This window comes from Chitinophaga sp. GbtcB8, assembly GCF_019091455.1.
Lineage (GTDB): Bacteria > Bacteroidota > Bacteroidia > Chitinophagales > Chitinophagaceae > Chitinophaga.
In genome coordinates this window covers 1-308 of sequence record NZ_JAGXJN010000119.1, presented here as the reverse complement: position 1 = coordinate 308, position 308 = coordinate 1, and the positions used below count along the sequence as shown (strand labels likewise).

Below are 308 nucleotides of genomic sequence, written 5' to 3'. Positions count from 1 at the left end.
ATCAACCTGCTGGAAGAAGAATATAACCTGTACCAGAAACTTTTTGTTATTATTAACCCCCAGCTGGTGCAGCCGGACCTGCTCATTTTCCTCATTGCCCCTGTTCCCCAATTGCAGGCAAATATTAAAAAACGCAACCGCTCCTACGAGCAGCAGATAGAAGACAATTACCAGCAGAAAGTACACAACATGTACACCCAGTACCTGAAACAGCCCCCGGTACGGACCCTGATGATAGATACCACCAAAATTAATTTCCACGCCAACCCCACTGAATTTCAACGGATCCTGGATGCATAGGAGAAGGA

At 46.1% G+C, this 308-nt stretch carries 1 protein-coding gene; it reads left to right on the top strand.

The annotated features are described in order from the left end of the window. On the top strand, nucleotides 1–300 hold a 300-nt coding region (locus KVT36_RS31630), incomplete at its 5' end, for a deoxynucleoside kinase (protein WP_217607417.1). Nucleotides 301–308 lie beyond the last annotated feature (8 nt).